Below are 20,613 nucleotides of genomic sequence, written 5' to 3' on the forward strand. Positions count from 1 at the left end.
TTGAATGCCCGGCGCACAGAACAAAAGCCTAAATCGCAGTTTTTTAACACGCAATATTGAATAAATTGGATACATATTGAAACGACCGAAGACATAGGTCTTGCACATCGTTCTGATAAGTCTTACCCATCTTCAACTTTCTCCAAGATTATACATATCTCTAAAGAAAATTAAGTCTTTAACAAAAGGAAGATCAGGTGATTTTTTCTCAAGCTCGTCAAATACCGCGCGCACTTTTTCATAACGCCACTTAAATTCATCCACAATCCAAAGCTCATCTTCACTCTCATAGGAGAGCGTATGTTGATGATTTTCTGCCAATCTCATAAATGCTATATATGATACGACAAACTCTTCATGCTCAGATCCACGATTGATTACATACTCGTCAGCATAGTGCAGAGATTGCCCATCATTAAGTCCCATGTGCTTCTTTGAATAGTCATAGTGAGACTCTAGATCTTTAATAATGCCATTATAAAAATTAGACTTTAAAACAGAGTTCACAAAACCTAACCCCAATAGTTAACACTTTGCTAAACGATAGCCGTAACGAATTTCAGCAACTTGTTATATGCCTACCGACGTGCCACCAATAGTACACCTGCTATTATAAGTAGCGCGCCACACACCCTTGAAATTGACAATTCTATCTTGGGATACCCAAGCCATCCGTTATGATCTAGCACTAGAGACGCTATAACTTGGCCACAAACAATAGAGATTGCCAAAACTAGCGCTCCCAGCTTTGGAGCCAAAAATACAGACATTGCAATATTGAATGCTCCGAAAGCGCCACCAAGCCAAGCCCACCATGGTATGGAAGTAATTGACTCTTTAGTAAACCAGCTTTCACTTTGAAAAAGTGAGATAGATCCTAGTATGAGCGTGCCTATCAAGAAAGAGATAAATGCCGCTTGGATGGGAGTATGGAGAGCTACACGAAGCTGTGAATTCACCCCCGCTTGTGATGCAAGAGAAGCTCCAACAATCAGAGCAAAAACCAGTAAGGTATACGTACTTAAACTATTCAACTTACAATACTCTTTACTACTTATCGCACTAAGCGCTAAGCGCTTATCGTAGGAGCGGAAACTCGTCCAACGATTTTGGGGACCGGGCCTGTAGGGCCGTACTGCCGGTACTTATTATATGCTCTTACTATCATTTAGACTCATTGCTGCTTTTACTAAGATTCTCTCTACTTCCTTGTTTCTACACTCGAAGTATCGATGAACATCAAGGGCAACTAATGCAGGGGCATTTTCTTTAATAGCATCGAGAATAGCAGCCCGTTGTTCTGAGTTTGCGCTTTCTAGCTTGGCAATATTTTTTATAGTAGCAGCAATAGTTCCTTTTCTTACTCTTACCCCTTTAATAGTTTTGTAATCCTCATCATCCTTGAGTAAATCTTGTGCCTTAACTAGTCTTTCATCCATACAGTTCGACTCCTTCATCGCGAAATACTCGCAACACATAACGTCGCCAGCAGGGGCTGGAGCAAGCAGTGCGGAAGTCCCTCTGGCTTGCCTTATTAAACATTGCTTTTCAGTTTTTGAACATACTTGTACGAAGTTTTGGTGAAACCAATACTTTCATAAAACTGTTGAGTCGACTCACGTTTGAGCGATGTTGTTACTTCAAGTGTACTACAACCTTTTGCGGCAGCATTATCTCGCGCGAAATCAATTAGTCTTGTACCCACACCATACCCCCTGACATCTGAATCCACGACAATGGCTGTAATTCGGCAAAACCTTTCAGCTGAAGGAAAATAGTCAAAGTAGATGACAGACATAACGCTTACGACAGATTTGTCTAAAATTCCAACAACCGTTTCATAGCTATCGCAAATGGGATTTGATATCAGCGATTCAATTGCCTGAATGGATGGCTCATATCCTAGCTGTTGCAGCAAGCTCACAACGACTTGAATATCATTTTTCTCAACTTTTCTTATTTCGAAATTAGCCATAACTTTGAGCGATGTTTAACAACCAGCTTTGGGGCAACCAGAAGGCAGTGTAGGCTGTCCTAGCCATGTGGAGCATGGCGACAACAGCGTTTTTTATGTGTTTTTGGCATGTCGCCTAATCAGAACCTTATTGAGTATCATTGCTGATAGCACTAGGGCGAATGACAAGGCTATGCCACATGTAACCCAGAACTCTACGTATTGAAACCCGTGATTATTAGCATACAAATCTGGCGACGGATTCCTAGCCAGTTCCTCCATTATTTTGGAAGCATATATTTCGCCAAGAAAATGAATACTAACAGTTCCCAGAACAATATATATCGCAACACAGATTCCCCTAATCCTCTTACTCATTGTTGCCTCGGATTACACATAACATTGCGAGAAGGGGCGGCACGTATGCGGCGTCCACTGCCTTACCTTGTATGGTTGTTCTTGCCCTCTAAAAATCTTCCGAATCAGAATCTAGTCTGACCTGCAACTCTTCCATCGTACTAAACTTTTCTGTTCTAGGATAAGGAGCTTCCTCCTCCTTACCAGACCAAGTTAGATGAACTATATAGAATGCACTCTGGTCAGTTAAGAGTATATCGTCTTGGTCTTCACGCTTTGCGAGAGCTTGAAGCTCAATCCCATACAAGCAATGATCTTTCGAGAGTTCCTTAAACAACTCTCGCTGTAAAGCCTTGCTATGACTTTCAACGTATTCATTTATATCTGACCAAGGTTCCTTGTACATCACTACCTCTCAAGAGGCATAACGCCGCCAGCAACGGCCGCAATGTAGGGGGGGAAGGTTCCGTAAGCCGTCCCGCCCCGATAGAGACGAACAAGGTGCGCTTTTTAAGCATGACGTGGCCCAAGCATGATGATTGCCATCCCAATTAGGCAGAATATAACACCGATAAAGTCCGTGACTACTGGTCGAGTTGATTCTACTGCCCAAAGCCAAAGTAGCGCGACTGAAACATAGACGCCACCATATGCTGCATATGTACGGCCTGCAGCTTGTGGATGTAAGGTAAGCAACCAAACGAACAATGCCAAGCTTAATGCAGCAGGAACGAGCATCCAAATAGAATAACCTTGACGCAACCAAAGGTATGGGAGATAACAGCCCACAATTTCCGCTATGGCAGTAGCTATAAAAAGAAATAATACCTTTAATATTTCCATAGTTCTTTATGAATGCTTAACGCCTCAAGAAGGGGGCTAGTTACGGCGTCCCGCTTCCTTAATTTGTTAGTACCTTTGACGAATTTAGGGAGCCAAATAATTAGTGATAGTAATACTTTGAATATCAATTAAACCTGAGGAACCATCATAATCACGGATATTATCATTCAACTCTCCAGGTTGATCAGTAAACTCATTCACCCGCGGGTAGTAGTCCCTTGATAAAACAGTTTCTTTATTTGGCCCAGAGAAAAGAATTGCTTCTACATTTGTTAAGACGTTACCGCTAACGAGATTATCAAATGTGCTCTTAGTAAATTTTCCATGATAGCTCATAGTTAAATGTAAGTACCCATCTACATTCGTGAGTTCATACGAAAGGTCGCGCCCTCCAAGAGTGCAGCACCAGCCTATAATATCTCCATAGCTCCAGGTAAAGAAGTAATCTGTCTGATCGCAATCTTCATAGCCGCTTGGACAATCCATATTATAAAATAGGGCAAAGTCCTGCCCCATAATATCACCAGCTCCATCGGTAGCCACCACAACTTTTACTCCTATATCGAGAGCGTCTTCTCGCGATACGTTCTGTGAAAATCGTACAACAACTTCAAAAGAAGGAGGATCAATTGAAAGTATTTCGGAGGAGGTAAAGCTTTCTATTTCAGCGGGCATCTCTACTGGATCAGAACTATCTCCGCCGCTGCCACCGCTGCATGCGAGCAGAAGGCCCGCAAAAGAAGCTAGAGAGATCAAATGTAGAATTTTTTTAGTATATATAACATCTAAGTTTAGGCTAATTTATTTTTGGTATCACTACTAACGCCGTGTTAACTGGCCCAGTGTAGCGAAACCAGCGTGTGGCAACGTGAGCGAAAGCGAGCCACATGCTGGTAGAACGTAGCTGGATCCACGTTCAACACTTAGCTAGAAACATCATATGCCGCTTTCTGGCTTTAATCTCTGCTTATCACTTTCAGCTTTCTGTTGCCACTTAGGCAGATACTTAGATTTCAATTTTTCAATTTCACTTGCTTTGTTTTTTGCCCAATTTAAACCAGTCTCGTTAGGCACAACTTCAGCCGTGCTATTGTACCAGCTATCAATCTGTTGTTGAGATACGTCTCCACTTGCAGGATTTAAACTAAACCTAGCCTTCCATACTCCCATTCTGGGCGACACCAAAACATAGTATGTTTTATTTTCCAAAAGATTCGCTTCAAGAAAATCTGCATTTTCTCCAATTACCATAAACATATGCTTGCCCGGTTCCGCTTGGTAGGCAACTCTTGTTTGCGCTGATACTGTACCTAGATAATTAGAGTCATTATAAATCGTCGACTGAATTGCTCCGCCATAATTGGAAGGCCTCATGAAATGAACCAACGCCTTACCGTCTTCAGGTTTTGTTACAACGGATTCCGGTGTAACTCTTGTCATATGATTGCTTTGGGTTGTACAGCCTGAAAAAAACAAAACCCCAAGAAATACAATTATCAACCTATTAAACATCTATCTTTCCTCTTTCTGTGAATGAAAATTTTTTCTAACCGCTTATTAAAGAGTCAGGGGCTCACTATCCTTTTGGCTACTATTTCTGGGATGGAGGCTTCAAGCTCCACAAAAAAGCCTTTATTTACAGCAGGCTATAAACCACTGTCTAAATAGCAACCAGGGATAGTGAGCCACTGACTCAAGTCGTCCGACTCAACTTCCCGTTCTTAAACACACTTTACCCATAATTCAACCAATAAGTTAGGGAGCACCTTTCTGTAGATGTAAGCCATGGCTCTATAATTCGGGCCCTCACACCGGCGACACGCTTTCTCCACTGTCCAGTTTTTCGCTCGAAAGAACTTATCCAGAAACTAAAGCTACAAGCTTTCTTCTTCCTTCCTTTACACGAACACGAAATAGTTCAGGGTGAGCCTCTGCCAACTCTATCCATGAACCTGCTGATTCTGCTTTTCTTTGAAGCTGTCCCCCCACCCCCTCTTCGCTTCTACTCGTGCCTTTATGATATGCAAGGACTTGTATTAACGACAAAACCTCTCCCAACCGTGCAAGCTCTAAATAAAATGATTTTTTGCCACTCATACCATCTTCCTTAATGCGCAAAAAATTAATTCAATAGAAACTTCGTTATGTGCAAGTATCTTCGCTGCTATAGAACACCTTGAGCCCCCTTAAAAAATCAACTGAATAGCACCTCTACCAGTGAATGGGTGAGTGAAGACGCTGTTGATTCTAATTAACCCAGGCAAAGAGCTTGATGTTGCACATGAGAAGAAATCAATATTTGTCCAGGCAAGCGAGTGACTAAAAGGGATTTTTTGTGAAAAGGTAAAATTTCAGACGAAAAAAAAGGGCCTAAAGGCCCTTTTTTCTTTCTTGTGAGTTTTGTCCGGTTTTTACTCACCGGATAAGAGATCATTACCCTCTTCTCACAACCCCTTGAAGTACAGGGGAAATTTGGTGGAGCTAAGCGGGATCGAACCGCTGACCTCAACACTGCCAGTGTTGCGCTCTCCCAGCTGAGCTATAGCCCCAAATCCTTTTTGCTTAACGTTTCCGTTGAAAGCGAGGCGCATTTTAGCAAGGTTTAGACGCCTGTCAACAGAAAAAATAACTTTTTAATCAATTAGTTAGCAACTTAGCCGGCACAGCCCCCTAGCGGGGGCTGTGGGGTACTTAGGAGAGTGAGGCGTACTCTTTCTCCCAACGTTTGAGGACTTTTTTCCCGGCGCCGCCCAGGGCGTCGATGGCCTGGCGCAAGCGGGCGCGGCTGAGGTCTGGGCCCAGGAGTACCATGGCGTCCATCACAGAGAAGGAGGCGGTGGTGCCACTGATGGCGACAAACAGGGGCGCGTTGAAGTCCTTGAGCTTAATCTCCATGGACGTGGATAGAGTCTTCACTGCCTGGAAAATACTGTCGCGGTCCCAGGCACGCAGGGCTTCCAGACGCCACAAGGCGAATTGCAGCAATTTCTTCTGCTCATCCAGCTCCAACTTATTGCCACTGAAGCTCTCCTCGGTGAGCGGCAGCTTACCGGAGGCAAGGAAGCTCACCAGCGGTGCGAAATCGCCGAAAGTCTCCATACGCTCTTTGGCATGGGGCAGTACTTTGAGCAGATTCTCGCGGTTAAACATCCAGTCCATAAGGCGGTCGGCAAGCTGCTCATTTTCCAACTCACGAATCCACAGGCCGTTCAGCCAGGACAGCTTTTCTACATCGAACACCGGGCCGCCCAGGGAAACGCGGTGGATATCGAAATGTTCGAGCATTTCCTCCAGAGAAAACTTCTCGCGCTCATCCGGCATGGACCAGCCCATACGGCCCAGATAGTTGAGCAGCGCTTCGGGCATAAATCCGGCACGCTGGTAATAAAGAATAGAAGTCGGATTTTTGCGCTTGGACAGTTTGGTTTTATCCGGGTTGCGCAGCAGCGGCAGGTGGCAGAGCACCGGCATTTCCCAACCGAAGTATTCATATAGCAACTGGTGCTTGGGTGCGGAGTTAATCCATTCCTCACCGCGCAGCACATGGGTGATCTCCATCAGGTGATCATCCACCACGTTGGCCAGGTGGTAAGTGGGCATGCCATCGGACTTGAGCAGAATCTGCGCATCAACCTGGGCCCAGTCGATCTCAATAGTACCGCGCAGCAGATCTTCCACTACACAGGTACCGCTTTCCGGTACGTTCATGCGCACTACATAGGGGGCTCCGGCGGCGCGACGCTTCTCTACTTCCTCTTCCGACAGCGCCAGGTCACTGGGCTTCAGTGAGGTGCGGCCGGCTTCGCGCAGTTCTTCGCGCAGCTGCTCCAGCTCTTCGGCGGTGCGGTAACAGTGGAAGGCATGGCCTTTCTGCACCAGTTCATCGCAGTAAGTTTTGTAGATATCACCGCGCTCACTCTGCCGATAGGGGCCGTGGGGACCGCCTACGTCTGGACCTTCCTGCCAGTCCAATCCGAGCCAACGCAGGCTATCGAGAATCGCCTGCTCGGATTCCGGGGTGCTGCGCTGCTGGTCAGTATCTTCGATACGCAACACAAACTGGCCGCCCTGGGCGCGGGCAAAACACTGATTAAACAGGGCAATATAGGCGGTACCAACGTGGGGATCACCGGTTGGAGACGGTGCGATTCGGGTTCTTACGGTCATGACAAACCTGATTGAAGATAAATAAAGGACTCTAAAGGCGCGGGATTATAGCGCTGGCCGCGCGTCGGGCACAGACACAAGCTGGTCGCCAATAAGATCTTTTAGGCGCCATAAATCGAAAATTACCCGCAAATGACGTGACTTGCATCACAAAAAAAGTATGATCCCCGCCATAAAGATGGAATAGCTTGACTAACGCATTACCCCTGACAAGTGCAGGATCTTCGCGAGCGGCTTTTCACAGAACGATAACCAACGGCTCAGGAAGATACGCCATGCACAAAAATGTAGTTCGTTCACTGGCCTCTGCTCTCGCAGCAGGCATGCTTTTCAGCGCTTCGGCCGCCACCATGGCAGCCACCAATAGTGCCAATAGTGATATCACCCTTACCTTTAACCCAAGCATTGTAATTGCCGATGTCGGCGATATCACAATTACCAACCCTGCCCTGGGTACCGATGCCGTTGCCAGCGATGCCTTTTGTATCGGCGGTTTTGGCTTTCCCTCCTTCAGCATCACTTTTGCAAGTAGTAACGGTGCTGCTGATGATGCCTTCATCCTTTCCGGCAACGGCCTAGACGTTCCCTACAGCGTCGGCTTCGACAACAGCACTAACGGTTCCTTTATTGTGGTTAATGAGGGTGAGCCACTAACTGGACTAGATCGTAACGCCGCTTCTTGCAGTGGTTCCGACAATGCCAGATTCCAAATCACTGTTGCCAATAGCGCTTGGCAGACCAATGATGTGCTGGATGGCACCAGCTACACCGATACGCTGCTGATCACTGTAGCCTCAGAATAATTTTGTGGCGTGGCCGGATAGGATTTCCAGCCAAACCCATCGCAGTTTATGGCAGGACGTCTTAACCAATGGCATGCGCTGGCATTTTGTCTGGCGCAGGCCATTCACGCCGATTGCTTTGCAGCAACAGCAGCCACTTTTCTGCTGGAGACCTCTGCACCGGAAGGGTTTGATTCACTGACCGAACCACAGCAGTTATTGGCAGACCTCTACTATGGCGGCCGCCAAATAGGCGCAGCGCCAATTACTGTTAACCCCACCCATATCCAATTCGACGAGCCAGAGCAATTGCTCCCTCTTCTACCTGAATTATTAGATAGAGAGACCGTAATAGCGGCGCTGGCCGAGCCTTTGCCCAGAAATTCACAGTATCTCTGTCGTTCAAGCTGGCAGCGAAAGTGTGGCTATCTAGTGCCTGAGCAGGTGGCGGTCATTTACGATGAAAACCGCTATCGGCTCGATTTATTTTTCTCCGCAAAGTTACTGCCACAAGAAGCCGCCATCAGCGACCCCTATCTCCCGGCCTCCACCAGTGAATTTTCCATTGTTCAAAACCTCAATGGCGCCTGGAGTGGTGTGGAGAGTAATCTCGGTAAAAACAGTCATAACGCCACTTTGAATGGCAACACCATTATCAGCTTTGGCGAGAGCGCCCTACACGCCCAGTGGTCGGCTGCCACTGCGCAGCACAATCAGATTAGCGCCTTACACTGGTCCAGGGATTATCGTGGAAAAGCCTATTCGATTGGCTTACTACAACCCCAAGGGGGCTGGCACTATTTCGGTAACCACAGCAGCCTGTATGGGTTAGAGATGCGCAGCTCCCAGCTCAGCCGTACAGACATTAAATATCGGCAGGGCAGCCCACTGGAAATCAATATGCCGGTACGCGGGCGTGTGGAAATTTACCGGGATCAGCGGCTGATCCACACAGAAATGCTGGAGGCCGGTAACCGGTTGCTAAACACCAGCACCCTGCCGCATGGTTCCTACGAAATTGAGGTGCGAACTTTTGATGAAATGGGGCGCTCGCTGCACAGCCACTCAGAGTTCTTTACCAAAGACTCCCTGCTACCGGCCCCAGGGGAATGGTCCTGGAATTTTTATGCAGGGCAACCCGCGCACAATTACAGTAACTATCAGACGCTACCCGAGCGCTACGAGGATGTGCTGGCTCAGGGATCTATAGCTCGACGCTTAAGTGGCAATCTGGGGTTCTTTGCCTCGGCAGCCTCAACCCGTGAGCAACAACTTTACGAGATTGGCGCCCGCTGGATAGGTGGCTTCTTCGAAGTTTCGCCGAGCATAGTGACTAACAAGGATGGACGCAGTGGTCACAGGGTTCAGGCGCTGTTGAAAACCCCATTCGCCACACTGAGTGCTATTGATACCAGGCTGGATGACGCTGCCGATTTTGATCAAACCAAGGGTCTGCAACTGCTACCACTAGGTTACTCGCAGCGCAGCCTGGCTCTACAGAGCAATCTACTGGGAGGGCAACTCTCTCTGCGCTTGCGTGAGCGAGACAGCGGGTATCGCTTGTTGCCCGGAGAGCAAGTCGACAAATTAGATAATGCGAGTAAGCTCACCAGCCTATCCTTCAAACGCAACTTCTTACAAAGTGCTAAGTGGCTGGGCAGTGCCACTTTCTCACACCATAAGGCCGACGGGCAGCAGTATACTGGCCTGGAGATAGAACTCCGACGCCGCGCCAAACACTGGCAGCACAGCGCCAATCTACACAGTGAGCGCAGTAATCACAGCAATCACGAACAGCGCTTGCTCCTGGAGAGTCGCTGGCACGATAGGGACCTATGGGCAGCGGAATTTGAGCAACAAATCACTGCAGAAAAAAGCACGCATGGCCGTTATCTTGAGAGCAGCAGCCATCTCGCCGGCCACTTCGGATATTTAAACAGCACTCTCAGCTTTAATAACGTTAACCATAGCAAGGCTTTCAATTATCTGGGTGGCTTCAATACCAACCTAATTGTTGCAGAAAATACCTTCGCCTGGGGTGGTGAACGCGCACTGGAAAGTGCTGTAGTTATTGAAATCGATGGCAGCGACCAACAGAATTTTGAAGTATTAGTTGATGGCAACCGGCGCGGCTATGCCAAAGGCGGTGATAGGTCTGTAATCAACTTGCCGGCATTTCAGAGTTATGACTTGTCTCTGCGCCCATTGGATAATGGTTTCTTTGATTACCGCGAACAAAGTAAAACCTTCACCCTATATCCCGGTAATGTTAGTTCCACAACTTATCAGATAGAGCAACAGCTGCTTATTTTGGGGCGTCTAACCGATATGGGTGAGGGATTGCCTAATACCCGATTATTTATCGGTGAACACAGTACCACCACCGATCGGTACGGCGTTTTCCAATTAGGTATAAATACCAACAAGAAGAGCCTGCTTACTCAAGCATTAACTTGGGATCACTGTCAGGTTCCCATAAAAATTCTATCTTCTGGGGATAGCTGGTTGAATCTAGGCAGCATTGAACAATCCAAGGCCAACTGCCACATCGAAACTACTGCGGGGTTAACCAGTGCGCAGCATTAAACACTTAATTGGAAAACTCCTTTGGCTGGGTGTTCTTTTTTTACATTGTCATAATCCGGCCAAGGCACAAAGCTGCTCCAGCAATGACAGCTTGCGCACCTGTAATCTGGGCGGCACACACACCCTAAATTACCAGTCCAATAGCCAAGTAGTTCCCTTCACCTTGCGCAGTCGCAGCGCATTCAGTGGCCGCGCCCTAGCTTACTACGCGGAGCTCACTCCTTTAAGTGGTAGCACTTACTCTCTAACTGCCGACAATGGCGACACTTTGGATATCTCCTTTACATTAAACCCCAGCAATAGTGATGCACAGCTACTCACACTGAACAATCTCGTTGGCCCCTTTAACGGTAGTAGCAATGATGTCAACGCCTCCTTAACCCTGAACATAGACGATACTAAAACGCCCTCCTCTAATCGCTACAATGGTAGTTTTCAAATCACCCTAGAGCAGTACTTCCTTATTTTCCTTGTTGATAGCGAAACAGTAGAGTTTGATATTGTTTTACAGGTAGAGCCCCGTATTGCAATTCGTAACCTGGGGGATATTAATCTCAGCAACTCGGGTATTTCCTTCGGCCAGGCAATTGAAGGACAGGAAGTTTTCTGTATTGGCGGTATTGGGTTTGACCGCTATACCGTAAATTTATCTAGCAGTAATGGAAGCACAGGTGGAACTGGGAATCAGCCTTTTTCCCTTAAAGGTGTTAATGAAAATATTACCTATTCGGTTGGCTTTAGTAATACGTTAAACAGCAACACGTTCAATAGTCCTAATAGTCAGGGTGATATCGCGGGGTCATTTACTAGACAATCAGATGAAGCTTGTACTATTGATAACGCCAGAGTATCTATCTCAGTTGCTCCCTCAGATTGGGAACAGGTCGGGGAACCTGTATATACTGATGTACTGACAATTACGGTTAGTAGCCAATAATAACTTTTACAACTTCTTACTGACCGCCAGCTTTGTAAAACAACTTTAGTATTAAATAAAATAATTACGCCAACCAAAAAAACTCCATTAGCTGGCGCTAATCCATCAAAACTCTTATACACCTCCCTCATTAGCGCTTCTATGGGAATCGCTCTGCTAACACCCCTCTCAAATTCCATGGGCGCCGCATAAGAACTCTTGATTCATATAAAACGGCATTTTAAATACTCTAAAAACCCCTCAAATCCAGGCAAGCAAATATTGTGACAATTCAGGCGCACCATTTATCCAAAAATAAGAAATTATCACTATTTTCTACCGACCCACTGGGAAATTTTCCCTATTCTTTTAGCCGCAAGATCAACTATACCCTTCTCCGCTCACACTTAACAAAAGGACATCAATAATGAAGCACATGTTAAGAGGTTGTGTCATCCCTGTGGCGATGGCTGCTATATCCACCGTTGGGGCACAATTTGCCCTAGCAGCCACTGATCAGGCCAATACAGAAATAATGCTAAAGTTTAATGAGTCGATTGATATAAATGGCCTCGAAAACCTCACCTTTGAAGACCCCGCCCCAAGTACTGATGCCGAGGGCTGGGTGGATTTTTGTATTCGAGGTATTGGATTCACAAACTTCGAGATTCAATTTGACAGCCTCAATGGAGACGGTGCATACATACTAAGTAATGGCTCCACGGATATCGCCTACCAAGTTAGCTTTAGAAATGTTTCGGGAGGAAGCTTTTCTCCCACAAATGAAGGTGTAGCCCTGAACGGACAAATTCTTCAAAATCCTGGCAACTGTAATGGAGCTCCAGATAACTCCACCTTTGAAGTATTAATTCCAAATGCAAATTGGGAAAATCCCAATGTTTTAAGCGGCACTATATATACCGACGTTTTGACAGTGACAGTTACGTCAGAATAACCAATAGAAATAATAAAATATAATTTTGGTCAGGGAACAACCTCCCTATGGTAATGGTAAATAAAAGCAACGTCGGGAAGTTTCCCTGGATGCTCTTACCGCTATGGCTCTGGCATACAACTGCAGTATCAACAGAACCAATGCATCTCGTAAGCACAGATGTACCTGCAGGTTTTGCAGATCTAACCAAGCCCCAAAGGATTGTGGCAGACCTGTACTATGGCGGGCGCAGTTTGGGCTCGGCGCTAATTATTGCCGAGCCTGAATTCGTGCGTTTTGTAGAACCTGAGGAGGCTATCAAGCTTCTCCCTGTCAGCCTAAACCCCGAGCGCCTGCTGCTTTCATTACAGGCTTCACTGGAAAAAAATAGTGATCGAATTTGTCGTGATAACTCCCAAACAGATTGTGGATTTATAAATCCAGAATACTTCGCAGTAATCTATGACGAAGAGAGGTATCGACTGGATGTTTTTTTCTCACCAGAGCTACTTCCTCAACAAGAGGCCCTGACCGACCGATACTTGCCCCCAGCCAGCAATAGTTTTTCCATTGTGCAAAATATCAGTGGTTCCTGGTCGGGAGCACAAAGCGATGAAGTAGACAGCAACACACAAACTACTTTATCTGCTACCAGCATTATTGGATTTGGTGAGAGCGCTATTTACGGGGATTGGTACACAGCCAACGAAATTGGTACTCGTGTCAGTAGCTTGCATTGGGAAAGGGACTTCCGCGGAAAAGCCTATAGCCTGGGATTACTGCAACCAAAAGGAAATTTCAGTACTTTCCAATCATTACATCGTCTCTACGGATTTGAGCTCCGTGACTCTCAGTACAGCCGCACAGACATCGGTTATCAACACTCCGCCCTGGTAGAAATAAACATGCCAGTGCGTGGCCGGGTGGAACTGTACCGAGATGGTCGTATGATTCACTCCGATTTAATGGAAGCTGGAAATCACTTACTGGATACCACCACCTTACCACATGGCGCTTACAACATAGAAATTCGTATTTACGACGAAGCTGGCAGATTAATTAATAATACTACTGAATTTTTTACCAAGGATTCACAACTGCCCGCACCGGGTGAGTGGCGCTGGAGCCTGCAGGGAGGAATGCCAGTAAAACCTGAAATATCCTCCGGAATGCCGGATCATTATCAGCAAGAGTTACTGCAAGGATATATTGCCCGCCGCCTTTCAAAAAATTTTGGCGTTTTCTCTACACTAGCAGCCACAGAAGGTCAGCAATTTATGGAGGTTGGTGGCCGTTGGGTAAGCTCTTATTTAGAACTCTCTCCCTCTATGGCTAGGGAGTCCAATGGTCTAGACGCCTATAAATTACAGGCTCTGATAAAAACGCCCTATGCAATGTTGAGCGCCTATCGGATCAAGATTGATGAGCAGAGAAATGATGTAAAGCCCGATAGATATACCCTGCTAAGCAATAGGTTGTCTCAAAGCAGTATTAGCCTGAGAGCCCCACTTTTTGGTGGAAACCTAACGCTAAGGCGCAGTAAGCGCAATCGAAGTCCGGGAAATTACACTGACTCACTCTCTCTGGACAGTCAATTCAGTGAAGCCCAAGAACTTAGGACCTTGGAATATCGTAGGAATATATTTCGAGGAAGAAAATGGCAAGCTACAGCCAATCTGGCCTACAGTGACGCTGACGGGGAAAAATATACACTGCTGAGTATTGAACTTCTTCAAACCAATAAAAATTGGCAAAACTCTTTTAACCTACGTGGTGAGCGCCAACAAGGAAGCGGTGACAACCAATATCTAGAAGTCCAAACTCGCTGGCGTGATGCCGACCGCTGGGCAGCAGAAGTAAACCAGGAGTTCACTATAGAAGCAACGCCGGAAGATTACTATTTAAGAAGCTATAGTCGACTTGCTGGAAAATATGGTTTTATCAGCTCCACCATTAGTCATAGTGACGTTAACAATAGCCGCTCTACAAATTATATTGGGAGTTTTAACACCAATATCATTGCCACAAAGGACCATATAGCCTGGGGCGGTGAACGCTCATTGGAAAGTGCCATCATTGTAGATATTGAAGGCAGCCAACGGGAAAACTTTGAAGTATTAATCGACGGTAGCCGCCAAGGTTATGCGAAAGGCGATAGTAGGTCCGTGATCAATCTTCACCCATTTAAAAGCTACGATATATCACTTCGTCCTCTAGGGGATGGTTTCTTTCGCTACCGTGAAAATACCGATCAAGTGACACTTTATCCTGGCAGCGTGACCACCGCTACTTACAAGATTCAACCTGTCTATCTGACCATAGGTCGAGTTATGGCTAAGGGTCAGGGGTTAGACAATGTGTTAATTTCCATTGAAGGAGAGTCAACACTCACAGATAGCTTTGGTGTTTTTCAATTGGAAATACCTCTTTCTGACGAGCCCCCTTCACATCTCGAAGTCACCTGGCTTGATTGTAATGCCAAAGTTGAGGTTGTGGAGTCCAGTGAAGATTGGTTAAACCTCGGGGTTATTGATGAAAGTTCAGCCAACTGCCAAATCTCACAGACTGCTAAAACAAATGACACCCAATAAAAAATCAAGAAAATTTATTAATAATTTTTTAATAGTTATTTTTTTACTCTACCTGTCAAATAGCAGCCTTGCAAACTGTCTAGGTGACTCCCATCTACGTGTCTGCAATCTATCTGGATGGCACACAATACATGGAAAAGGGAAGCATCAGGATATCCATTTTACTTTTCGCAGTCAGAAGCACAGCTCAGCCACTCCCTTTTCACTGGAAATTCAACCCGAGCGTGAGGGGTTCTATAGGTTATATGCAGAAAATGGAGAAGCTGTTGATATAATTTTGGCCTTATCAGCGCCACATCATAGATCCTTTACATTCAACCCCGGTACAGTTTATCAAGACATTCCGGGTAGTAATAACGATGCCAATGCAGATTTGAGAGTAAAGCTAGTTAGGCCTAGAAATTTTTCCTCTAATAGCTATCAAGGAAACTTCCAATTATTGATAGCGCAGACAGAGTCTGGAAAAACTCAAAAAATAGATTTTTCGATAGTATTAAAAATCCAACCCAAAATTTATATCAAGCAACTCGACGATATCTTTCTTAGTAATATGGGGGTCTCACCAGGGCAAGATATTGTTGGCCATGAAGACTTTTGTGTTGGTGGCAGCGGCTTTAGTCAGTACTCCGTATCCCTGTCAAGTAGTGGGGGGATCAGTGCGGGAGCCTTTGTACTTACTGGTATCAGTGAACACATGCCCTATATAGCCAGTTTCTCAGATAATATTCACCGAAGTACTCCCTCAATACCCGGTGCATCCGGGCGCATTCCAGGTCTTTTCAACCGCTCAGCGCCAGAAGAATGCCTCAGCAATAATGCCAGAATCACGATTACGGTACCTTCGCCCTTCTGGGAAAGGGCAAATGAATCGAAATACACCGATGTTCTCACCGTGACAGTTACTAGCCAATAGCCACGTGCAATGAAGACTTCGGCTTTTCTATACCAACAGACCCCTGCCGACAGTTCATTTAGAGTTTGAATGATTGGCTTAGATTAAACCCCAGACATAAAACAACAATGAAATTTTTTAATCTGAAAAAGTTCATTGCTCTGAATCAGACATACACTTTCGATATTATAAGAGGGATACCAAACCAGGCCTTAGATATCCCCTTATCGTATTTAATCTATATGCCCAAGTCAGTAAAATCTTAGGTAACTGACTCTTAACCACCCAAGGGAAGGCGCACTCGCTCGCTATCACGCCCTCTGAGTAAGACCTCCAACTCACCTTCTGTGGGAAGGCCCTCTAACGTCAGGCTTGTTCCAGCATAAAGGCGACCTGAAATATCGAGCTTTTGACACTCACCCTCGCTTGGGCAATGGCGAGCCTCAACCACTTCAACATTGATATTTCCGGTATTCTTTAAGTAGCGTTGACTCCCGTCGGCCTGTAACTCCAGCTGGTAACTTCCATCCTCAGGCTGCACAAATACTAATGCCTGGTAGGCCACAAGAATTTTCAGTGCGGTTTGCTCCGATTTAACCTCCCCAACTACCGGCTTGAAAGTAACACGATAGACCTTCTCTTCCTTTAAATCTCTATCCAACGCCATTAGACGAAAACGTTTCCGCTCTCCTGGCGCCAATATGGCCTTGGCCGGACTCACCAACAACCTGAATTCATCCGGGTTAATCACTCGAATGCGCTCTTCGTTCTCTAGCCCGGGATTATCTACCCGAAATATTTCTGTCTGAACATACAGGGTCTCTTTATCCGGATTAGTGATAACCACGTCATCACGCGCATTGGGAGCATCATCAAGATAGAAAATTATTTTATCCAGGGACATAGCTGCCAGTGCGGGCTGCCCCAATAGCAACAAGAAAGAGAGCAGTATTTTTTTCATCGCTCTATCATCCACCTAAATTAACCATTATTTTAAAAACTGCATTCATCGAATTTATATGGCTGTTTGTAATACTCTGGCCATATTTCTGTTCCAACTCAGGGAGTCCTACAGAAATTCACCCCCATACAAAAGAATTAACTTAGAGCTAGTCATTCAAAAATGATTTGTTCTTGAAATGATTACTCCGCTGAAATCATCACTCCCGAAAAGTTCTCAATGGACTTTGTTTCCAGGCACTTATCAGCACCTGAATAATATACACGCTGCTCAGAGGAAGACAGCAGAGCTTCGCTTGTTAAACGAAAATGTTTGGCCGGTATGTTGCGTAGACAAAACCTTGCCGATTCCCTGCTTCGCTCATAACGCCACTGCACCTGAGGTGTAAAACTCAGCACTATCTGTGAAGTTGCCTGGGCAGTCTGTCCTGCAGACTGTACATGCTCCGCTAACGCTAGCACAGTGGTGGAAATTGCCAAAAGCAGAATACGTCTTTTACTACTCACGGGGGCTATATACCTCTTTAACAGCGCAGTTATGCCACAGCTGCACAGACATCTAAAGGGCACACCTTAAGTTTAGCTGGCTATTCCCTAGTCTTGAGGACTGCACTTGAGCATTGAAATTTCCGCCCAACTCTACTTGCAACAACCTCTCCAGGGTCTATTTTTCCTGTAAGACCCAATTCCAGCCTGGGTCATTTGACCCTTGGGTTTCAGAGCGCCTAAGCGCCTATATCCACTCGACAATAACGCCTGCTTTCCGGATTTGACACACATGCTAATCGCGCACCGAGGCGACAAAACCCGCCACCCGGAGAATACCATCGCCGCCTTCGAAGCGGCCCATAATCTGGGCGCCTGCGCCATTCAGTGCGATGTCCGTTTTAGCTTGGATGGCACTCCCTGGTGCTACCATAGCGATACACTGCCTATGCCAAGTGATAAGCGCCAACATTTCTTCCACGATCTAAGGGACTCCCAACTCAACCGCTTACCTATCGACTCCTTTATAAAATTGGTGGACTGGGCCAGCTGTCACCGGCACCTGGATTGGTTTGTAGGCATCTCCGCAGCCAATATCACCAACATGGGTTTTACAGCCGTGGTAAAGAAGCTCATGGAGTTAATGCGTAACGAACGCGAGTCCTTCGCGCTGCTCACAAAAGACTGTCGCAGTCTTCGGGCCGCCCGCAGCATGGGCTGGCATAGAGTGGCCTTGCAAATCAACAGCGTTCCACGCTGCCTGTCTGCCGATATCGTTACTCTCGCCCCGGAGTTTCTGCTGATTCGCGACAGCTTCGTCGATTGCGAAGAATTACCCCCTGGCCCCTGGCAGTGGGTTGTCTATGAAATTAACTCTGCTGAAGAAGCTGTACTCTGGCGAAAGCGAGGTGCGCACCATATCCTCACCGGCAACCTGCCACTATTGATGCGCTCCTGGGAAGCGAGTGATGTCTACGGATTTTGATGTACTGGTAGTTGGCGCGGGAATTCTTGGCGCAGGCACCGCAGAGGCCCTGGCCAAGGAACGGCATTCAGTCGTGATTCTGGAACAGCTCGGTATCGCCGCAGCCACCTCCTCACGCTCATCCAAGCTTATCCATGGGGGCCTGCGCTACCTCGAGAGCGGTCAATTCCGACTTGTCTATGAGTGCCTGCGCGAACGTCACTGGCTGCTGGAAAATAAGCCGCAGCTGGTGCGTATGGTGCCCTTCTATATTCCTATTTACCGTGACAGCAAGCGTCCACCATGGATGGTCAGACTGGGGCTTAGCCTTTACGCGCTCCTCTCGGGCATCGGCAGTGAGGCCTCGCGCTTTCGCGCTTTACCCAAATCCGAATGGGATACCCTACCTGGCCTCAAGCAAGAGGATCTACTCGCAGTATTTCGCTATTACGATGCGCAAACAGACGATGCCGCCCTAACCCGTGATGTAGTCGCCTCAGCAATTGCGCATGGTGCGCAAATCATCTGTCCCGGCAGTTTAGTTGGGGCGGAAGTTACCGAGGAGGGGGTGCGGGTTGATTACGTTGCCGACGGCAAACTCAATACTCTACACACCCGCGCCCTGGTTAATTGCAGCGGCCCCTGGGTAGCGACCACCAACGCGCGCTGTTCTCCCTCTGTAACCCTACCTCCTATAGACCTTGTCGCTGGCACCCACATATTGTTGCCACTGTCGCTCGGCAATAAGATCTTCTATGTGGAAGCCGAGGATCATCGAGCGGTCTTCGTAATGCCGTGGCAAGACAAAACCTTAGTTGGCACCACAGAGCGCCCCTTCTTCGGCGATCCACGAGAAGTGGTTCCCACCATGGAAGAGGAGGCTTATTTGCTACGTACGGTACAGCAGTATTTTTCCCAGACACGCAGCCTACAGGTGGAGGATATATGTGATAGCTATGCTGGATTGCGGGTTCTACCGGAAGCGGAAAAAAGTCCTTTCGCCCGCTCGCGGGAATCCATGATTTGCTGTGATAATGAGCGCAAGCCGCGTATTCTCGCGGTCGCCGGCGGCAAGCTTACCAGCTACCGCGCCACCGCACGCAAGCTGGCCAAAAAATTACAAGCCACCCTGCAAGGTAAGGGCCCCCCAAGCGAAAACTATTCCTCACACATTAATACGTCCAGCACCTCAGAAAGGGAGCGCAATCTTTAAAATTATCTAAACAGCATTTAGAAGTCTGTAAATACCTAGATCCATTTATAGTGTTTTAGATAAATAATGCGATGCTTGCCCCTTGGGGCGACCGGACAAGGTTGCCATGTGCTCATAGCCATTTTTTTCATAAAATGGCTTTGCCTGCCAGCTTGTTGTCTCAACCAATGCTTTCTCACACCCTTTCTCTCTTGCGAAAAGTTCAGCGTTTTTTACAAGTTCCGCACCCACACCTTGGCCTCGGCACTCTTCCGAAAGCCAAAGCAACTCAATATGCAAAGTATTCCAATAACAAGAAGCACGGATACCACCAATTATCTCATTAGAGGAATTTCTAGCAAAAACTGTAAATTTAACCTCATCTTCATTTCGCTCAAGCCCAGGAACACTTGCTTGGTTAAAGTCGATAATACCTTGACTTAATATATTGGATTCATCTTTAGACGGTGACATTGTAATATCTATACTGAACATTTTTCACTCTTATACTTAACAACCAATAAAGCTGGACCAATACCAATTTTCACTTTTTAATTTGCATAAAAAATTGACCATCGAAGATGGTATGGTTTCCACTGTTGCAACCAAGACTTTTAATCACTTGAACTTAGTCTAATTATTATTTTTCTGCTAATACCAATTACTCCCTGAAGCACTACACAATAAGTAACAAGAGGTAGTACTCACAAGTGCGATATGGTTGAAATTTACATGACCAATTATTAACCCATCTCGCACCAAAGTACAAAAAATCCACTCTTTAGAGATTTAAGTCAAGTGTTATATATGACTGTTTCTTAACGTTGTCGCGAGAAGATAAAACCCATTTAATTTCTAAAAGGTACAAATCGATAAGCAACTGGAAGAAAATATTAAATACGAATTTACAGAGTTAAGATATTGATTGAATTACTCCTACCAACTCCCAATTACCTTAATTTCTCACTCTGAGGGCGAGCTAACTTTGT

The 20,613-nt window shown here is 46.3% G+C and carries 21 protein-coding genes and 1 tRNA gene; 8 read left to right on the forward strand and 14 right to left on the reverse strand.

Features of this window, described 5'->3' with window-relative positions:
* Window positions 1–132: 132 nt before the first annotated feature.
* From ACJJIC_RS19890 to gltX, 11 genes are all read right to left on the reverse strand, one after another.
* On the reverse strand, window positions 133–507 hold the full coding sequence (locus ACJJIC_RS19890; protein WP_444908798.1) for a hypothetical protein: 375 nt from the start codon (window positions 505–507) through the stop codon (window positions 133–135).
* Between the two features lie 71 nt (window positions 508–578).
* Window positions 579–1,034 (reverse strand): DMT family transporter, encoded by a 456-nt coding sequence (locus tag ACJJIC_RS19895; protein ID WP_444908797.1) that lies wholly within the window; start codon window positions 1,032–1,034, stop codon window positions 579–581.
* Between the two features lie 114 nt (window positions 1,035–1,148).
* Complete coding sequence (locus tag ACJJIC_RS19900) at window positions 1,149–1,439, reverse strand: hypothetical protein (protein WP_444908796.1); 291 nt, start codon at window positions 1,437–1,439, stop codon at window positions 1,149–1,151.
* Between the two features lie 95 nt (window positions 1,440–1,534).
* On the reverse strand, window positions 1,535–1,975 hold the full coding sequence (locus tag ACJJIC_RS19905; RefSeq protein ID WP_444908795.1) for a GNAT family N-acetyltransferase: 441 nt from the start codon (window positions 1,973–1,975) through the stop codon (window positions 1,535–1,537).
* Window positions 1,976–2,420: 445 nt separating this feature from the next.
* Window positions 2,421–2,717, reverse strand: a complete 297-nt coding sequence (locus ACJJIC_RS19910) for a hypothetical protein (RefSeq protein WP_252084716.1) — start codon at window positions 2,715–2,717, stop codon at window positions 2,421–2,423.
* A gap of 104 nt (window positions 2,718–2,821) precedes the next feature.
* A complete protein-coding gene (locus tag ACJJIC_RS19915) occupies window positions 2,822–3,154 on the reverse strand; it encodes a YnfA family protein (protein WP_444908794.1) in 333 nt (110 codons plus the stop codon).
* Window positions 3,155–3,238: 84 nt separating this feature from the next.
* Complete coding sequence (locus ACJJIC_RS19920) at window positions 3,239–3,910, reverse strand: hypothetical protein (RefSeq protein WP_445357726.1); 672 nt, start codon at window positions 3,908–3,910, stop codon at window positions 3,239–3,241.
* Window positions 3,911–4,090: 180 nt separating this feature from the next.
* Window positions 4,091–4,666, reverse strand: coding sequence for a hypothetical protein (locus ACJJIC_RS19925; protein WP_444908792.1), 576 nt, complete (start codon window positions 4,664–4,666; stop codon window positions 4,091–4,093).
* Between the two features lie 345 nt (window positions 4,667–5,011).
* Window positions 5,012–5,251, reverse strand: coding sequence for a hypothetical protein (locus tag ACJJIC_RS19930; RefSeq protein ID WP_445357727.1), 240 nt, complete (start codon window positions 5,249–5,251; stop codon window positions 5,012–5,014).
* Between the two features lie 376 nt (window positions 5,252–5,627).
* Window positions 5,628–5,703, reverse strand: a tRNA-Ala gene (locus ACJJIC_RS19935).
* Between the two features lie 142 nt (window positions 5,704–5,845).
* Window positions 5,846–7,321: a glutamate--tRNA ligase gene (gltX, locus tag ACJJIC_RS19940; RefSeq protein ID WP_445357728.1), complete on the reverse strand. Its 1,476-nt coding sequence runs from the start codon at window positions 7,319–7,321 to the stop codon at window positions 5,846–5,848.
* Window positions 7,322–7,596: 275 nt separating this feature from the next.
* Here gltX and ACJJIC_RS19945 point away from each other — a divergent pair, with 275 nt between their 5' ends.
* The 6 genes from ACJJIC_RS19945 to ACJJIC_RS19970 all read left to right on the forward strand — a co-directional run bounded on the left by ACJJIC_RS19945 (window position 7,597) and on the right by ACJJIC_RS19970 (window position 16,043).
* Window positions 7,597–8,124, forward strand: a complete 528-nt coding sequence (locus ACJJIC_RS19945; protein ID WP_445357729.1) for a hypothetical protein — start codon at window positions 7,597–7,599, stop codon at window positions 8,122–8,124.
* 48 nt (window positions 8,125–8,172) lie between these two features.
* Entirely contained in the window at window positions 8,173–10,689 is a 2,517-nt protein-coding gene (locus ACJJIC_RS19950; protein ID WP_445357730.1) for a TcfC E-set like domain-containing protein, read from the forward strand.
* Window positions 10,676–11,626, forward strand: a complete 951-nt coding sequence (locus ACJJIC_RS19955; RefSeq protein WP_444883876.1) for a hypothetical protein — start codon at window positions 10,676–10,678, stop codon at window positions 11,624–11,626. Before ACJJIC_RS19950 ends, ACJJIC_RS19955 begins: the two co-directional genes overlap by 14 nt.
* A gap of 406 nt (window positions 11,627–12,032) precedes the next feature.
* The gene (locus ACJJIC_RS19960) at window positions 12,033–12,560 is read left to right on the forward strand and encodes a hypothetical protein (protein ID WP_444883875.1); all 528 of its coding nucleotides are present in this window, start codon (window positions 12,033–12,035) and stop codon (window positions 12,558–12,560) included.
* Between the two features lie 140 nt (window positions 12,561–12,700).
* The gene (locus ACJJIC_RS19965) at window positions 12,701–15,130 is read left to right on the forward strand and encodes a TcfC E-set like domain-containing protein (protein ID WP_444883874.1); all 2,430 of its coding nucleotides are present in this window, start codon (window positions 12,701–12,703) and stop codon (window positions 15,128–15,130) included.
* Complete coding sequence (locus ACJJIC_RS19970; protein WP_445357731.1) at window positions 15,072–16,043, forward strand: hypothetical protein; 972 nt, start codon at window positions 15,072–15,074, stop codon at window positions 16,041–16,043. Before ACJJIC_RS19965 ends, ACJJIC_RS19970 begins: the two co-directional genes overlap by 59 nt.
* A 256-nt stretch (window positions 16,044–16,299) precedes the next feature.
* Here the strand turns inward: ACJJIC_RS19970 and ACJJIC_RS19975 are convergent, their stop codons facing one another.
* A complete protein-coding gene (locus tag ACJJIC_RS19975) occupies window positions 16,300–16,983 on the reverse strand; it encodes a fimbria/pilus periplasmic chaperone (protein ID WP_444888093.1) in 684 nt (227 codons plus the stop codon).
* Window positions 16,984–17,165: 182 nt separating this feature from the next.
* Window positions 17,166–17,489 carry a hypothetical protein gene (locus tag ACJJIC_RS19980; protein ID WP_444883871.1) on the reverse strand — a complete coding sequence of 108 codons (324 nt, stop codon included), beginning with the start codon at window positions 17,487–17,489 and terminating at the stop codon, window positions 17,166–17,168.
* Window positions 17,490–17,760: 271 nt separating this feature from the next.
* Here ACJJIC_RS19980 and ACJJIC_RS19985 point away from each other — a divergent pair, with 271 nt between their 5' ends.
* Both ACJJIC_RS19985 and ACJJIC_RS19990 read left to right on the forward strand, forming a co-directional pair.
* On the forward strand, window positions 17,761–18,453 hold the full coding sequence (locus ACJJIC_RS19985) for a glycerophosphodiester phosphodiesterase family protein (RefSeq protein WP_444883870.1): 693 nt from the start codon (window positions 17,761–17,763) through the stop codon (window positions 18,451–18,453).
* Complete coding sequence (locus ACJJIC_RS19990; protein ID WP_444883869.1) at window positions 18,437–19,645, forward strand: glycerol-3-phosphate dehydrogenase/oxidase; 1,209 nt, start codon at window positions 18,437–18,439, stop codon at window positions 19,643–19,645. The genes ACJJIC_RS19985 and ACJJIC_RS19990 overlap by 17 nt, the downstream gene beginning before the upstream one ends.
* A gap of 45 nt (window positions 19,646–19,690) precedes the next feature.
* Here ACJJIC_RS19990 and ACJJIC_RS19995 read toward each other — a convergent pair whose 3' ends face one another.
* Window positions 19,691–20,119, reverse strand: a complete 429-nt coding sequence (locus tag ACJJIC_RS19995) for a GNAT family N-acetyltransferase (RefSeq protein ID WP_444883868.1) — start codon at window positions 20,117–20,119, stop codon at window positions 19,691–19,693.
* Window positions 20,120–20,613 lie beyond the last annotated feature (494 nt).

The organism is Microbulbifer mixtoriginis (SeqCode), from assembly GCF_052468275.1.

Coding starts and splice junctions, on each gene's coding strand:
- ACJJIC_RS19900 (WP_444908796.1), bottom strand. CDS start 1,439: ATGGATGAAAGACTAGTTAAGGCACAAGATTTACTCAAGGATGATGAG.
- ACJJIC_RS19905 (WP_444908795.1), bottom strand. CDS start 1,975: ATGGCTAATTTCGAAATAAGAAAAGTTGAGAAAAATGATATTCAAGTC.
- ACJJIC_RS19910 (WP_252084716.1), bottom strand. CDS start 2,717: ATGTACAAGGAACCTTGGTCAGATATAAATGAATACGTTGAAAGTCAT.
- ACJJIC_RS19915 (WP_444908794.1), bottom strand. CDS start 3,154: ATGGAAATATTAAAGGTATTATTTCTTTTTATAGCTACTGCCATAGCG.
- ACJJIC_RS19925 (WP_444908792.1), bottom strand. CDS start 4,666: ATGTTTAATAGGTTGATAATTGTATTTCTTGGGGTTTTGTTTTTTTCA.
- ACJJIC_RS19930 (WP_445357727.1), bottom strand. CDS start 5,251: ATGAGTGGCAAAAAATCATTTTATTTAGAGCTTGCACGGTTGGGAGAG.
- gltX (WP_445357728.1), bottom strand. CDS start 7,321: ATGACCGTAAGAACCCGAATCGCACCGTCTCCAACCGGTGATCCCCAC.
- ACJJIC_RS19945 (WP_445357729.1), top strand. CDS start 7,597: ATGCACAAAAATGTAGTTCGTTCACTGGCCTCTGCTCTCGCAGCAGGC.
- ACJJIC_RS19950 (WP_445357730.1), top strand. CDS start 8,173: ATGGCAGGACGTCTTAACCAATGGCATGCGCTGGCATTTTGTCTGGCG.
- ACJJIC_RS19960 (WP_444883875.1), top strand. CDS start 12,033: ATGAAGCACATGTTAAGAGGTTGTGTCATCCCTGTGGCGATGGCTGCT.
- ACJJIC_RS19965 (WP_444883874.1), top strand. CDS start 12,701: ATGCATCTCGTAAGCACAGATGTACCTGCAGGTTTTGCAGATCTAACC.
- ACJJIC_RS19970 (WP_445357731.1), top strand. CDS start 15,072: ATGAAAGTTCAGCCAACTGCCAAATCTCACAGACTGCTAAAACAAATG.
- ACJJIC_RS19975 (WP_444888093.1), bottom strand. CDS start 16,983: ATGAAAAAAATACTGCTCTCTTTCTTGTTGCTATTGGGGCAGCCCGCA.
- ACJJIC_RS19985 (WP_444883870.1), top strand. CDS start 17,761: ATGCTAATCGCGCACCGAGGCGACAAAACCCGCCACCCGGAGAATACC.
- ACJJIC_RS19990 (WP_444883869.1), top strand. CDS start 18,437: ATGTCTACGGATTTTGATGTACTGGTAGTTGGCGCGGGAATTCTTGGC.
- ACJJIC_RS19995 (WP_444883868.1), bottom strand. CDS start 20,119: ATGTTCAGTATAGATATTACAATGTCACCGTCTAAAGATGAATCCAAT.